The organism is Psychrobacter sp. JCM 18900 (assembly GCF_904846625.1).
Taxonomy (GTDB): domain Bacteria; phylum Pseudomonadota; class Gammaproteobacteria; order Pseudomonadales; family Moraxellaceae; genus Psychrobacter.
This window is the reverse complement of record NZ_CAJHBL010000003.1, coordinates 549,356-563,091: the sequence shown is the minus strand read 5'-3', so window position 1 is coordinate 563,091 and position 13,736 is coordinate 549,356. Positions and strand designations below refer to the sequence as shown.

Below are 13,736 nucleotides of genomic sequence, written 5' to 3'. Positions count from 1 at the left end.
AGACGTCATCAATCGCTTATAAATACTCTATTGGCCCGTAATACGTTTGTATTTAGACAGCAGGTCGCTTTCAGTCTCGATATGATTGGGATCGTGGGGAATACAGTCAACTGGACAAATCACAACGCATTGCGGCTCGTCAAAATGTCCAACACATTCTGTACATAGATCAGGGTCGATGACATAGATATCATCCCCTTCTGAGATGGCTTCATTGGGGCAAGCAGGCTCGCACACATCACAGTTGATGCACTCATCAGTGATTAATAGTGCCATGAACTGTTCCTTATATTTTTACTTATATCAGTCATATATGGCTGCTCTTTGCTATTTTAGCAAGTGCTAGCAGCATATCTTTGATACAGCGTCTTTTATTTGATATTTAACTTTTTATCGAATGCTTGCAAAACACAAGGTGGAACGAATTTATTGACGTCACCACCAAGCTTAGCAATTTCGCGAATCATGGTAGATGAGATAAAGGAGTAATTTTGAGATGGGGTCAAAAACACTGCCTCAAAGTTTTCATCAAGCTCACGATTCATATTAGCTAGCTGAAACTCGTACTCAAAATCTGACATTGCACGCAAACCACGCAAAACTGCAGTGGCGTTTTTTTCACGCATAAAATCAACAAGCAGCCCTTCAAAACCAATTACAGAAACTTGCGGTAAATCTGCAAACACGGTTTCGACCAAAGCAACGCGCTCTTCAAAATTGAACAAGGGTTTTTTATGATGGCCTGAGGCAACCGCGATAACGACCTCATCAAATAGCTTGACGGCGCGTGTGACCAAATCTACATGACCGTTGGTAATAGGATCAAAGGTACCAGGGTATAGAATTTTAGTATGTAGCTTTGAGGAATTGGGAGAAATAGAGTGGCTCATAGCATGACTGATATAATCGGTGATATTAGGCCATATGCTAGCAAATTTTGCTCAAACTTAATACTTATCTGCTACATTTGTCCTAACAGCTGATTTACCTTTTCACCAGAGGCTTTGATACAATAGGCAGTTCGACTCATCCATCTCATAATCGAAATAAAAAACAAGACTAGTTATTGGATTAGGATGAGGAATTAGTGGGACTGATTAAATAAGGAGCCTGTGTTTTAGGTCATCCTTATGGAGAAACTATGTCAAAAAAATCAAAAAAGCCAGATAATCAGATTTGCGCCAATAAAAAGGCGCGTCATGAGTATTTTATCGAAGAAACCTTTGAGGCAGGACTGGCATTACAAGGTTGGGAAGTCAAAGCCATTCGTGCTGGTAAGATGACGATTACCGAAGCGTACGTCATATTCCGCAATAACGAAGCTTTCTTGTTTGGTGCGCACATTCAGCCATTGCTATCGAGCTCAACGCACGTTAGTCCAGACAGTATTCGTACCCGTAAACTGCTGCTGAACCGTCGTGAAATCGAAAAACTATCTGGGGCAATCAACCAGAAAGGTTATGCCTGCGTACCGCTATCTTGCTACTGGAAAAACTCACTGGTGAAATGCCAAATTGGCCTAGCCTTGGGTAAAAAGCAGCATGATAAACGTAAAACGCTAAAAGATCGTGACTGGGAACGTGATAAACAGCGCGGTTTCAAACAGCATTTAGATTAAGTGTTATTTAATCTAAATAAAAAGGACGACTCAATATTTACTGAGCCGTCCTTTTTTTTGTCTACGATATCTATAAATATTACCGTCCAGCTTTAGCTACCAATAACAACTCATACAAGCATTTAGCAATCCACTCTACTATGCCATTTGCTCTTCTAGAGATGCTGCTGTCTTTCTACTAGCCTGACGCAATTGCCTAACACCATGAGCAATTAAACACCCAATACCTAACCAAATCATACCATAGCTATAGATCATCGCTGACTCAAATGGGTTGCCTAGTACAGTCACTGCCAAAATAAATAGCAACGCAGGTTCCAAATAGCTCATCATTCCATACACATTGACTGGTAGCATTTGACTGGCATCAATATTGGTCTTCATTGCCAAGACACTGAGCACACCCAAACCTATTAGCATCATAATAAAGAAACCCGAGCCGCTAACCAATGCCAAACTGCTTGGGGCAAAGAAGAATAAGTAAGCTAGCGCAAAGGGCGCAAATATCGTTAAATCAATCAATAATCCAGTCACTGCGCCAATTCCCTGCAGACGGCGTAAAATGTAGTAAACAGGATACGTACCGCATACCCATAGCGTCGCCCAAGAGACACTTTGGGTACGAATAACTTCGCTACCTACGCCCAGTGCAGCAAAGACCACTGCCAACCATTGCAAACGGCTTAGTTTTTCGCCAAAGAGGACACAACCAAACACCACCATCATTAATGGGAATAAGAAGTATCCCATCGCGGTTTGCACGCCTTGGCCATTCACTGGCGCCCACATAAATAACCAAAATTGACTAAGAAATATCGGCGTAGGTAATAGCAGCCAAGCCCACTGCTTAGCACCTTTGAGCAATTTTAACTTATCAATGTGCAACCCCAGACGCCCACTTACCATTAAGTATCCGACCAACGCTGCCCACATCGCGAGCATGCGCCAGATAAAAACTTGCGTCCCTGATAATGGCGACAAAAAACTGCTATACGCATAGAGTACGCCAAATAGCACATTGGACAATATGGCAAAAGACACCCCTAATATTAATGTGCGTTGTTGTGCGCTACCTGTCGTCCAAATCGCAGGTAGTGGCAAACGTGCAGCAGTCGTTGCTAGCGTATTAGCGAATACATTGGAGAGCATTGAGATAGACATGATAAGCACCGTAGCTATTAATAGATGATAAAAAACCAATTGCTAGCTCTTTTTTTAAAGTAGCTCTAATCGATATGGTCTATTTTACTAGGGTGCTTTGATATATTATCTCTATATAGATGTACTTATGAATAAAAATATCAAATAGGTGTCGTATAAATTATTATTTTCTTATATTAGTGTTTTTAGTGATAATATTTATAAAAATTTATAAAAAACTCTGCTGTTAAGGATGACCTGATATGAGCCATACTTTAGATAATATTGATAAAGCTATTTTGAACTTGCTGCAAGATGATGCGACATTACCGCTTAAAACTGTCGCAGAGCGGGTGCATGTATCTATTGCGACGGCGCAGCGGCGTATACAGGCGCTGATAGATAGTGACGTGATTACCAAACAAGTAGCTATCGTCAATCCTGACAAAGTGGGCTACGGTCTGACAGCCGTAGTGATGATAGAAATGGAGCGCTCTAATACCTCAATGCAGCATCGGTTTGAGCGCCTAATGGATGCGCAATCACGTATCATGAGCTGTTATGAAGTATCGGGCGATTTTGATTTTATGTTGATGGTCAATGCAAAAAACATGAGCGACTATCATCAGTTCACTCGCAGCTTACTGACTTACGAAAATAACGTACGCAATTTCAAAAGCCAGTTTGTGATGAACTTTACTAAGAGTGGAACCAAAATCACGCTAGATTAACTATAATTAATTAGTCTAAGCTGAAGTTGCCTATCATATGACAATGGATGATAAGTAGCTAAGTTACCTCTAAACCCTGTACGATATCACCAAATATTTGATGGAAATTAAGCTTTAATCACTCATTTCGTAAGCCCATTTTTTAGACAAGGAAGCCTAATCATGACTGACCATACAAACGCTACTAACAAGAATATGCAAGAGTTACTAAAACCGTTAAAACCATTAAATTCAAAAAAGATAATAGCAGCCGCTTTGTTTGCCACAGTACTAGCCAGCTCGGGCTGTGCGACTAGCTCACTATTAGACAATAGTGGACACGTCACTACGAACACGACGAAGCAAATATTGTCTGAAGATCAAATTGTTGCTTTTGGTCGCCCTGCGCAGGCGTTACCAAAAATGCCAAACGCGTCAATGGTTATCGTAGGAGAAAAAAACAGCTACGTCCTCACCCAAGGTGGGACAGAAATGGTGAACTTACTGAGTAATCTGTCTCAAAAAAATATTCAAGTGGATAACGATATGAGCTTTCATGTACCCAATAATGATGGGCACTTCCAAGGTGAGATGAAACTGTCTTATGCCAAATTAAAAGATGAGTTTGGGCGTTCAGACTATCAGTTCTTTTTGCAAAATAACGGTAAAGAGTGCACTTCAGCGAGTGATCAACGTATCAATGCTCAGCGCTTTTGTTTTAGCGTTCCTGTCAAAGGCGCTATCTATCCGCAAGTTAGTAATTTAGGGTTGATTCAGTCAAACTATCGCGCACTGACCAAACCATATACGGTGAGTTTTTATACACAGACTCAGCAAGATGTCGTCACTCGTAGCGGTCCAAATGGCGCACAAAAGCTAGTACTGCTACCTTTTGCCCTCGCCTTTGACGTGGTTACTTTCCCGCTTCAGCTATTGGACTAGATAGCTAAATACTATTAGACAGCTCATCGCCTAGTATCAAGTTTCAAGGTACGTTATGAAGGCTGCGTCATGACAGCTAAATAATGAAAGCTACGTTATAAAAGCCCCTTTATATAAAGCACGTTATCGAAAGGTTTTCCGTACCCAACCGTAACGTGCCCACTAAACATTTTAGAATAACTTTTCGACCAATGTTTTCGGATAGCTCTGTTTCGCTGTTTCCGCTGCTCGAAACATCATCTCATCTGCTTCAACAGGGCCTGCAACATCGCATAAGCATACATAAGCCAACTGCATCAAATTATTTAACAGGTGCTCATTATCAGGTACAGACGGGCGATTGCCTTCCAAAAACTGACTGATGTTAAGACTATGCCCTTTGAAGGTGCGCTCTTGCGAAACAGTTTGGTGCATGGTCAGAAATAGGTTGCGACTTTCTGTTTCTGATAGCTGACTGCGCAGCGCTTCTATGACAGTATAAAATGCCAAAACCAACTCAGAGACAGGGACTGACGCTTTGACTGTTTCATTATGGCTATTGTGACTATTATAACCATTATGATTATCAGCCTCGACTGTCTGCTGACTCCCCGCTTGCAACGTAGCCCAAAAACCTTTCCTAATATCAGACTTATAAGCTTGCAGCTCAGGATAGCGCCGTGTCGCGTCCAAGACGCACTGCTGCATCATTTTTACAGAGACAGTCGAGTATCGCTGCCACTGTGATTTAAGCAGTCGCACCTCTTCAGGATGTAGATAATCGGCAAGCACTTCTGCCATCGCAGTCACAGCTTGGTCTACGGATTGAGTATCAATATTCATCAGCTCTCTCCTATAAATGCCGCTCGGTTAAACTCTTGGAATCAAACATTTGCTTCTGAAACTCAGGGTAACCAAGCTCTGCATGCTCAGTATAATCAAGGCCGCGCTGCTCATGTAAGCGGCTGGCTTTTAACCCAAAGCTTAGATCGATAAGCTTATACATCACCAGACCCAATCCCAGTCCCCAGCCTAACGCCACGCCGACGCCCAGCGCTTGCACGCCTAGCCGCGATAAATTAAACAAATCTCCTGTATAAAACAATCCTGCGGCGAGCGTACCCCATGCACCGCCAAAGCCATGTACTGCCACTGCCGAGACCACATCGTCTACTTTGAATTTTAATAATGCTTGCGACGATAGGATATAAACCACGGAAGCAACCGCACCGATGATAATGGCATATACAGGCGTTGTGGTCGCACAACCTGCAGTAATCGATACGAGACCAATCAAGCTGGCATTAACACTATCGCTCAGTAAAATGGCTTTGTTAAGCGATCGGGAGATAAGCATATAGCTCACCACCGCACTGACTGCTGCGACAAAAGTATTGACTGCGATTAAGCCAATATTGCCCGTGATAGATAAGGTCGATCCAGCATTGAAACCGAACCAGCCGAACCATAAGATAAATCCACCAAGCGCTAACAACGTCATGTTATGCCCTGCGATGAGTCTTGGCGTGCCATCAGGGGCAAAGCGACCTAACCTTGGGCCAATGACCAAGATACCTGCCAATGCCAACCAGCCACCGATAGAATGCACGACGGTAGACCCAGCAAAATCAATAAAGCCAAGCTCAGCTAGCCAACCAGTACCGCCGAAGTAACCACCCCACACCCAACTGGCAAACACAGGATAAATGAACAAACAAATCAAACATGCCGCCACTGCATAGCCGATAAAGGAAACGCGCTCTGCCATTGCACCACTAGCAATCGTCACCGCTGTCGCTGCAAACATCATCTGAAAGAACATCAACGCCCAGTCCATATTAGACAACGCGACTGGCATAAAGTGATCCGTGCCGATGAATCCTGAGTGATTGGTACCCATCATTAGCCCAAAACCAACCAAGTAGAACGCTAGACCACCGATACACATGTCGGTATAGTTTTTCATCATTACGTTTACCGTATTTTTCGCACGTACCGATCCGCTCTCAAGTAGAGCAAAACCTGCCTGCATAAAGAACACCAATACCCCGCCCCAGATAATCCAAGCGATATTTTGATATTCGAGCAACTGTGCCACGGTCAATGTGTCGGCCTCAGCAGCTTGGGCGCTACCCATCATTGCAAACAATAATGTACTTAGCACCAGCCTATTGCTTAGCGATAGTTTTAATGGTTGTAATAGTTTTAATAATGCCTTTACCGTGTCCAGTCCAACAGATGATGTTCTCATTTTATCTCCAAACACTTATCTATCCGTTCAAATGTTATCGGTGCACTATTTTTACTCATTAATGCACACAAATAAGCCCTAATAAGGGTGGAGCAAAACCTGTGCCAAAACCTATCATTAGAAATTGAAGGAAGTCATAAATATAAGAAAACAAATGACCAGTATCAGCCAAGTCGGTATTTTGATAATTATGCTTGCGTGGACGTGGCTATAAATTGAACTAGGGTAGAGAATGATTGTTGGAAGTAAGTTTTATTGAACTAATAATGTGACTGTTCTGTCTAGACTGTTTTTGCCATTATTTTGCTGTGCGGATAGCTTGCTTTGCATGAGCAGTTTATCTCACGCTATCAATAACTTATCGGCAATCGCCCCTCATAGAATAGGTCGCATAGTGAAGGCGATTCATGTTAAAATGAGCGCTTTTAAATTCGCCTTTATTATCATTGGGTAATAAGGGCTGTATTTTTAGTGCCATTTTTCTAATTAACAGGTCCGCCCATGTCTGCCGATACCATCGCCCGCACTGCCTTTAAACAAGGCACCAAGCCACTTTATGATTATGACAAACACTGGGCGAGCTGCTACGAGCCGGCGCCTTATCTACCGATGAGCCGCAAAGAGATGGACGATCTAGGCTGGGATGCTTGTGACGTTATCATCATCTCAGGTGATGCCTATGTCGATCATCCAAGCTTTGGTATGGCCATCATCGGTCGTCTATTAGAGTCGCAAGGCTTCCGTGTTGGTATCATCGCTCAGCCAGATTGGAAGAGCAAAGACGCCTTTATGGAACTTGGCAAACCTGTCTATGCTTACGGCGTGACCGCGGGCAACATGGACAGCATGATCAACCGCTATACCGCCGATCGTAAAATCCGTAGCGATGATGCTTACTCTCCAGGCAACGTGGCAAACAAACGCCCTGATCGTGCGGCTATCGTATATAGCCAGCGCTGCCGTGAAGCCTATCCTGATGTGCCAATTATCTTAGGCGGTATTGAAGGTAGCTTACGCCGTATCGCTCATTATGATTATTGGTCAGACAAAGTCCGCCGTAGTATCTTGCTGGATGCACGTGCTGATGTCTTACTATATGGTAATGCTGAGCGTGCGATCGTCGACGTGGTACATGGTCTGTCTAAAGGCTATAGCTTTGAGCAGATGAGCAAACTGCGTGGTACGGCTTACTTATTGACCCCGACTCGTCGTCATTGGCAAGAAGATATGACTGAGGTTGCGAGTAACGATGTCGATACCGTTGGCCGTGTCGATCCAATCATCAACCCTTATGTGATGACCGAAGACGTTGATAGCTGTTCAATTGAGCAGAACAAACCATCGGACTCGCCTGTTGGCCAAGCCATGCCTTCATCTATGTCATCGCAATATCAGGGTTTTGTCGCTGAGCCAGTTGCCAATAAAGTCATCAACGCTGAACAAGTCGACGAAGAGACGCAGGTGGTACAAATGCGTGGTTTTGATAAGCCAATGACCGCACGTAAGCATAAGCTAAAAATGCCACCACGTGAAAAGACGGTGATTCGTCTGCCTGACTACGAGCACGTCAAATCTGACCCTGTACTTTATGCTCATGCAAGTCGTATCCTGCATTTAGAAACCAATCCAGGTAACGCCCGTGCGCTTGTACAGCGTCATAGTAGCGGTGCTGGTAACTCACATACCTCTATCGATGTTTGGCTCAATCCACCACCAGTGCCACTCTCAACTGAAGAGATGGATTATGTGTTTGACTTGCCGTACGCGCGCTTGCCGCATCCAAGCTATGGCGATGCGCGCATCCCAGCTTATGATATGATTAAATTTTCGGTCAATATCATGCGCGGCTGTTTTGGTGGTTGTACTTTCTGCTCGATCACTGAGCATGAAGGCCGTATTATCCAAAGCCGTTCAGAAGATTCAATCTTGCGCGAAGTAGAAGCAATTCGTGATACCGCACCGAACTTTACTGGTGTGATATCTGACCTTGGTGGCCCTACTGCCAATATGTATCGCCTAAGCTGTAAAGATGAAACGATTGAGAAGAACTGCCGTAAGCCATCTTGTGTCTATCCTGATGTCTGTGAAAATTTGATCACCGATCACAGTAACTTAACCAAGCTATACCGCAAAGCGCGTGATATCAAAGGCGTGAAAAAGATCCTGATTGCTTCAGGCTTACGTTATGACTTGGCAGTGAAAGATCCTGAATATGTGAAAGAGTTGGTCAGTCATCATGTCGGTGGTTACCTCAAGATTGCGCCTGAGCATTCTGAAGAAGGCGTGCTATCGAAGATGATGAAGCCGGGCATGGGCAGTTATGATCAGTTCAAAGCCATGTTTGAACAGTTCAGTCAAGAAGCAGGCAAAGAGCAATATCTGATTCCTTACTTCATCGCCGCCCATCCGGGAACCAAAGATGAAGATATGATGAACCTTGCCCTTTGGCTCAAAAGTAATGGCTACCGTGCTGACCAAGTGCAGGCGTTTTATCCAAGCCCGATGGCGACCGCGACTACCATGTATCACACGCACAAAGATCCGCTACACAAGGTTAGTCGTGATGAAGGTGACATGGATATCGTCAAGTCTGGCAAGCAGCGCAAACTACATAAAGCATTCTTACGCTATCATGATCCAAAAAACTGGGTATTACTACGTAAAGCCTTACAAGACATGGGTCGTAGTGACTTGATTGGTAAAAACCGTGGTTGCTTGATTCCGCCATTTAACGCCAGTTTAGAGGGGCGTGATGCCGCGCAAGATACTTATCAGTCAGCGCGCAAAAAGAATAGCCGTGTTGGCAATGACTCAGTGAAGCGTAGTAATGGCTCGTCAAACAACAGTGTGTCAGCTAAAGGTGCAGCGGGTAAAAATGCTGTCGGTAAAAACAGTAAGAAGAAAGTCAGCAAAGGCAATTTCCAGACTCAGCATACTGGTCTACCACCGCGTAAAACGAAGTAGTGTTCATAGCAGTTAATGTTCATAGTATAAAAATACATGCTCAATATAGAGCGTGTTAAGTAAAACAAAAAAGCGCCTATCAGCCACTCGTTGATAGGTGCTTTTTTACGCGCTAATTTTATAGTTGCACATCTCATAATTAATACGACTTACTTTTCAGCATGTCGCAGATTACAAGTTACATTAGACAGCGGTTGGGTAACGAAGCTAACAGGTAATGAACAATTTCTAACATTGAAATGGTTCGTTTTCGCTACTATAACCCTCATATGCTAAACGCATCATTAAGAACAAGTAAATGACATCAGCGAAAAGCTTTGGAGAGCACTATGAAAATGATAACTAAAATTGCGACTACCCTACCAGTCCTTGCCCTATTGAGCGCTTGTGCGACTACCGCACCAACTACCCCAGATGCAACTGATACACCAGTTCCAGAGAAAGTAACCGCCGCCTATGATCGTATGGCACCAGCACCATACACCTGTACCGATGACAGCAAGATCATGGCAAAGCAATCTATCAATAAAGAACAAGTCATGCTCAACGCTACCTTACCAAAAGTAAAATGGGCCGAGCAGCCAATCATCCTAAACGGTAAAGTGAAAGGCGAAGTCGCAAGCTATGTAAACGACTCAAACCCAGAGGTCGTCTATGCATGGCACATGAAAGGTGACAAAGGTATCTTTGCGATGAAGTGGGCTGATGGTAAAGAATACCAAGTAAACTGCCAAATCTAATCAGTTAAAAATACGCTCATATCGTAATAGACAAATAGTCGTAATAGACAAAAAGCAGTCATTAAATAGTGGCTGCTTTTTTATGCGTGTTCGTTTGATATTTTTATAGAAATGGCTATAAAAATCAGTATCAGATAGATAATTGTATAGTCAGTTCAATATAATTTCGACACAAGGAAACCGAGTGCAAGTTATACATTAGTATGCTTAGCGAGGTTAACGCTGTCATTCTTTTATAGAGGATTAGACTATATCAAAACTTGCCATCTGATGTATTTCGCTAGAGAAGCACAAAGAAAGCTGTCAAAATAGTAGATAGAGCAAATCAATCATGACCGACAATCAAAAGGGTAACTCGATGGCAAAGCGTCTGATAAGTATGATGGTAATTGCAACGGCAAGCATGTGGGCGCTGACAGGCTGCGATAACGCTACCGATTCTGTCGATGCCACTGAGCAAACTGCGGAGACAGCAGCAGATCCATCCGCACCAGCAGCCGACACCATCGACTGGTCACTGGTAGACAGTGGTACAAAACCTGCTGACCCTACCAATTATAAGTATCCGTTTGCCATCGACAGTCAAAACGTCCGAGACTATGCAGATTACTTCAAAGTGGACGCTGCGACCGCTCAGCATAATCTGACAGTGAGCATGGCAAGTAACGAAGCGCTATCGAAAGCGTTAGATCAACTCAGCGAAACGTATGTCTCACATGAGCTAACCGATGGCAATGAGATGACGCTTATCATTCATACCACGCCTGATGTCTCTGCCAGTCGCTATGATTATGTGCTGTCTGATGACTTTGCTAAAGGGCTGGTACTACCTATCGTAATTCAGCCAGACGGTAAGAAAGGTGATGTGAAGGCGCATGGTGAGATGGTGGAGTAGCATATTGGATCTATGCTCCTGTCAGCGGAAGAGGTAGGAGCTATTATATTAGCTACTAGAACTAGTCTGCTACTGACTATGATTTACGTTAGATATCTATGACTTGTACATACTTAGTAGATTTAATGCTAAAATTCATGCTTCTTAAATAGAGACTATACTATTCTATGCAAACAGTTGATGATCTAGCCCAAAACGCATGTAATTACTGGCCATCAGAGTTAATTAAAGAGGCAGCTGATAAAAGTACTTTAATTCCTCTTCTTGAGACACAAGATACCTTCTTAAATTTATTAAAAGTAGCTGATGCTAGTCCTTATGCATGGAAAGAGGCGCTTATCCAAAATAAAGCATTATCAGCTAACCTGTTCTTAAAGCACCTCATGGTACTTACAGATATTGGTGGAGAGCGCCTACAACGCTATTCAAAAGATTTTTTTCAACTATTCCCTGAACGAAAACTAGAATACAAGTTCGATAATGTTGTTCATACTCATGAATTTAGTAAAACTGACAAACGTGTTTGGAACAATAAAAAGTTAAGGATTGAAAAGTCCCTACTGCTTGAGAACCGTCAAAGCTTCAGTGAAGATATGCTTGATGTCTGCATGCTGTTGATCTGGGGCTCAAATACTATAGACCCTTCTAACTTACCAGATGAGATATTAGAAAAAGCTATTATCGGCAGCATGATAGGCAGCCCTGATAAATTAGAAAAATACGTCAAAGAACGCTACCTCTTTGTTAGTCGACAGATTGGTGGTTCTACAGCTAATGACTTGGGGTATATTTGCGAAGCCTATATCAAAAATAAACTACAAAAGATGCTACCTGATTACTATAATTTTGATGGGCATACATTAGTAAATGTTACCTTGAATGATTCGGAGCTAACTAAATTCGATATAGTTGTTTCTAATTCAAACACTAATCGCTCTATAGGTATAGAAGTTAGCTTCCAAGTTACTACTAACTCTGTGATTGAGAGAAAAGCACAGAATGCTAATAACAGACAGCAACTTGCACACCAACATAATCATAAGGTTGGGTACATTATAGATGGTTCAGGTAACTTCCAAAGAAAAAGCGCTGTACAAAATATATTAAACTATAGTGATTGTACTGTGAATTTTTCTGATGCTGGGTTACTGCAAATGGTTAATTATATAAAAGATAACATTTAATGATTAGATTTATTGATTTATTCGCTGGAACAGGTGGCATTAGACTTGGTTTCGAACAAGCTTTGCATGAGCTGGATATAAACTCTGAATGCGTTCTCAGTGCAGAAATAGACAAAGAAGCATGTAAGACTTATGAAGAAAACTTTGGCGAAAACCCATATTGTGATATTACACAATTATCTAATGTGAAAAACTTTGATGTGCTATTGGCAGGATTTCCTTGCCAAGCTTTTTCTTCAGCTGGTAAAAGATTAGGTTTTGAAGATACGAGAGGTACGCTGTTTTTCGATGTAGCACGTTTAATAGAAAGCAATCAGCCGTCTTTATGTATCCTTGAAAACGTGCGAGGTTTAGTAAACCATAACAAAGGCAAAACATTTGCTACTATTAAAAATGTTTTGAGTGACTTAGGTTATGAATTTGAATATAGATTACTTAACTCAAGCAACTACAGCGTAGCTCAAAATCGTGTAAGGATCTACATAGTAGCAGTTAAAGGTACTATTCCTAAAATAACACTACCAAGCGATGTTGGGGCTGTAGATTCACACGCATTTAAAGAAAACTTAATAAACAATGATTTATTTCATGACAACAAATCAATATTAGTCAGAGATATTTTAGAACCTAATCCTAGTTCCCATTATGACTGTTCTGAAGAGTTCACAAATCAATTAAAAAAAGTATTAAAAGGAGACTTAAGTAAGCTACATGGTATACGTCTAATTGATAGTCGAGGTGGAAACTCTATACATTCTTGGGATTTAGGATTAAGGGGAGAGTGTAACAATCATGAAATTGAATTTATGGATTTGTTAATTGCCAATCGTCGAAAAAATATTTTTGGTACACATCAAGATGGGAAAGCATTAAGTAAAGAACAAATTAGCACTTTCTATCTATACGATGATATTGATGCGATTATCAACTCGTTACTATTAAAGCGTTATATTAAAGAGAACGACGGTCTATACAACTTAGTAGCAGGGAACATGTCATTTGAGGTATTCAAATTTCTTGACCCTGATAGTATTTCAATAACTTTAACTGCCTCTGACTCTAATAGGTTAGGAGTATATCATAATGGACGTGTACGTCGTCTAACTCCCAGAGAGTGTGCAAGGTTACAGGGTTTTCCTGACTCGTATAAACTACATCCTAAAGATAACTTTGCTTACAAACAATTGGGTAACGCAGTCAGCGTACCAGTAATCAAAGCACTCACTAAAGATGTTTTAATTAATAACCCTAATATTTTAAAATAAATTTTAGGGTTATTTAAGAACACAATTCATACTTTATAAAGTTTTACT

At 41.9% G+C, this 13,736-nt stretch carries 13 protein-coding genes; 8 read left to right on the top strand and 5 right to left on the bottom strand.

The window, feature by feature from the left end; all coding sequences use genetic code 11:
- Positions 1-27: 27 nt before the first annotated feature.
- Positions 28-276 carry a YfhL family 4Fe-4S dicluster ferredoxin gene (locus JMX96_RS07950; RefSeq protein ID WP_201568453.1) on the bottom strand — a complete coding sequence of 83 codons (249 nt, stop codon included), beginning with the start codon at positions 274-276 and terminating at the stop codon, positions 28-30.
- A gap of 95 nt (positions 277-371) precedes the next feature.
- Positions 372-890: a pantetheine-phosphate adenylyltransferase gene (coaD, locus tag JMX96_RS07945; RefSeq protein ID WP_102078894.1), complete on the bottom strand. Its 519-nt coding sequence runs from the start codon at positions 888-890 to the stop codon at positions 372-374.
- A gap of 251 nt (positions 891-1,141) precedes the next feature.
- Between coaD and smpB the strand changes: the two genes are divergently transcribed.
- A complete protein-coding gene (smpB, locus tag JMX96_RS07940; protein WP_057758370.1) occupies positions 1,142-1,618 on the top strand; it encodes an SsrA-binding protein SmpB in 477 nt (158 codons plus the stop codon).
- Between the two features lie 138 nt (positions 1,619-1,756).
- Here the strand turns inward: smpB and rarD are convergent, their stop codons facing one another.
- Entirely contained in the window at positions 1,757-2,779 is a 1,023-nt protein-coding gene (rarD, locus tag JMX96_RS07935) for an EamA family transporter RarD (RefSeq protein ID WP_227676976.1), read from the bottom strand.
- 242 nt (positions 2,780-3,021) lie between these two features.
- On the opposite strand from rarD, the gene JMX96_RS07930 reads away from it, so the two are divergent.
- Together JMX96_RS07930 and JMX96_RS07925 are read left to right on the top strand one after the other, a co-directional pair.
- Complete coding sequence (locus tag JMX96_RS07930; RefSeq protein ID WP_101204277.1) at positions 3,022-3,489, top strand: Lrp/AsnC family transcriptional regulator; 468 nt, start codon at positions 3,022-3,024, stop codon at positions 3,487-3,489.
- 162 nt (positions 3,490-3,651) lie between these two features.
- Positions 3,652-4,410, top strand: coding sequence for a hypothetical protein (locus JMX96_RS07925; RefSeq protein WP_201568450.1), 759 nt, complete (start codon positions 3,652-3,654; stop codon positions 4,408-4,410).
- A 171-nt stretch (positions 4,411-4,581) separates the two neighbouring features.
- On the opposite strand, the gene JMX96_RS07920 is transcribed toward JMX96_RS07925, so the two are convergent.
- Together JMX96_RS07920 and JMX96_RS07915 are read right to left on the bottom strand one after the other, a co-directional pair.
- A complete protein-coding gene (locus JMX96_RS07920) occupies positions 4,582-5,232 on the bottom strand; it encodes a hypothetical protein (protein WP_201568448.1) in 651 nt (216 codons plus the stop codon).
- Positions 5,233-5,242: 10 nt separating this feature from the next.
- A complete protein-coding gene (locus tag JMX96_RS07915; protein ID WP_201568623.1) occupies positions 5,243-6,529 on the bottom strand; it encodes an ammonium transporter in 1,287 nt (428 codons plus the stop codon).
- A 612-nt stretch (positions 6,530-7,141) separates the two neighbouring features.
- Here JMX96_RS07915 and JMX96_RS07910 point away from each other — a divergent pair.
- From JMX96_RS07910 to dcm, 5 genes are all read left to right on the top strand, one after another.
- Positions 7,142-9,604 carry a YgiQ family radical SAM protein gene (locus tag JMX96_RS07910; RefSeq protein ID WP_087813979.1) on the top strand — a complete coding sequence of 821 codons (2,463 nt, stop codon included), beginning with the start codon at positions 7,142-7,144 and terminating at the stop codon, positions 9,602-9,604.
- Positions 9,605-9,933: 329 nt separating this feature from the next.
- Entirely contained in the window at positions 9,934-10,344 is a 411-nt protein-coding gene (locus JMX96_RS07905) for a hypothetical protein (RefSeq protein ID WP_134292608.1), read from the top strand.
- Positions 10,345-10,675: 331 nt separating this feature from the next.
- Entirely contained in the window at positions 10,676-11,239 is a 564-nt protein-coding gene (locus JMX96_RS07900) for a hypothetical protein (RefSeq protein WP_227676974.1), read from the top strand.
- A gap of 167 nt (positions 11,240-11,406) precedes the next feature.
- A complete protein-coding gene (locus tag JMX96_RS07895) occupies positions 11,407-12,423 on the top strand; it encodes a hypothetical protein (RefSeq protein WP_201568447.1) in 1,017 nt (338 codons plus the stop codon).
- A complete protein-coding gene (gene dcm, locus JMX96_RS07890) occupies positions 12,423-13,688 on the top strand; it encodes a DNA (cytosine-5-)-methyltransferase (RefSeq protein WP_201568446.1) in 1,266 nt (421 codons plus the stop codon). The genes JMX96_RS07895 and dcm overlap by 1 nt, the downstream gene beginning before the upstream one ends.
- The last annotated feature ends 48 nt before the right edge of the window (positions 13,689-13,736 follow it).

Coding starts and splice junctions, on each gene's coding strand:
- JMX96_RS07950 (WP_201568453.1), bottom strand. CDS start 276: ATGGCACTATTAATCACTGATGAGTGCATCAACTGTGATGTGTGCGAG.
- coaD (WP_102078894.1), bottom strand. CDS start 890: ATGAGCCACTCTATTTCTCCCAATTCCTCAAAGCTACATACTAAAATT.
- smpB (WP_057758370.1), top strand. CDS start 1,142: ATGTCAAAAAAATCAAAAAAGCCAGATAATCAGATTTGCGCCAATAAA.
- rarD (WP_227676976.1), bottom strand. CDS start 2,779: ATGTCTATCTCAATGCTCTCCAATGTATTCGCTAATACGCTAGCAACG.
- JMX96_RS07930 (WP_101204277.1), top strand. CDS start 3,022: ATGAGCCATACTTTAGATAATATTGATAAAGCTATTTTGAACTTGCTG.
- JMX96_RS07925 (WP_201568450.1), top strand. CDS start 3,652: ATGACTGACCATACAAACGCTACTAACAAGAATATGCAAGAGTTACTA.
- JMX96_RS07920 (WP_201568448.1), bottom strand. CDS start 5,232: ATGAATATTGATACTCAATCCGTAGACCAAGCTGTGACTGCGATGGCA.
- JMX96_RS07915 (WP_201568623.1), bottom strand. CDS start 6,529: ATGATGGGTAGCGCCCAAGCTGCTGAGGCCGACACATTGACCGTGGCA.
- JMX96_RS07910 (WP_087813979.1), top strand. CDS start 7,142: ATGTCTGCCGATACCATCGCCCGCACTGCCTTTAAACAAGGCACCAAG.
- JMX96_RS07905 (WP_134292608.1), top strand. CDS start 9,934: ATGAAAATGATAACTAAAATTGCGACTACCCTACCAGTCCTTGCCCTA.
- JMX96_RS07900 (WP_227676974.1), top strand. CDS start 10,676: ATGACCGACAATCAAAAGGGTAACTCGATGGCAAAGCGTCTGATAAGT.
- JMX96_RS07895 (WP_201568447.1), top strand. CDS start 11,407: ATGCAAACAGTTGATGATCTAGCCCAAAACGCATGTAATTACTGGCCA.
- dcm (WP_201568446.1), top strand. CDS start 12,423: ATGATTAGATTTATTGATTTATTCGCTGGAACAGGTGGCATTAGACTT.